The following is a 474-nucleotide window of genomic DNA, read 5'->3' as shown; positions in this document are numbered from 1 at the left end:
CGAGCGGGCCGTAAGCGATCACCGTCTCGAGCAGCAGCGGGCCGCCATAGAGATGCGGGAAAAGCTGGCCGCCGCGCGACTCCTCCCACTTCAACCCTGCGCCGAACGATCCGAGATCGACCGCCGCGACATGCAAATCGCTTTGCCCCGCGAAATGCTTGTCGATCGTCTCGGTCAACTGCTCGGCGGTCGAGAGGTGGATATAGCCATCAGCCAAGTCGATGGGGGCGCCGGCGAACGATTCCTCGCGCTCCAGCGTCTCCATCTGCTCGGCGGCCAGCACCTTATAGGCAGTGAGCGGCAGCTCGCTCATTCGCCATTGTCCGGGCCAGCCGCCAGATCCTCACCGGTATCGCCGGTATCGTCGGGGGCGACTTCGACAGCGGTCAGGTCGCGCACATCGGCCTCGGCATCGCCTTCGGCCTCCTCGATCCGCGCGGCGGAGACGACATGCTCGTTATTGCCGACATCGAA

1 protein-coding gene is annotated in these 474 nt (G+C 65.0%); it reads right to left on the bottom strand.

Going from position 1 to position 474, the window contains the following annotated elements; genetic code table 11:
* Window positions 1-313, bottom strand: a 313-nt coding sequence (locus AACY45_RS28280) for a DUF952 domain-containing protein (RefSeq protein WP_339548768.1), incomplete at its 3' end; no start/stop codon positions are given.
* Window positions 314-474: the final 161 nt, after the last annotated feature.

The organism is Pseudomonas sp. RA_35y_Pfl2_P32 (genome assembly GCF_963970735.1).
Lineage (GTDB): Bacteria > Pseudomonadota > Gammaproteobacteria > Pseudomonadales > Pseudomonadaceae > Aquipseudomonas.
This window is presented reverse-complemented; position numbering and strand designations above follow the sequence as displayed.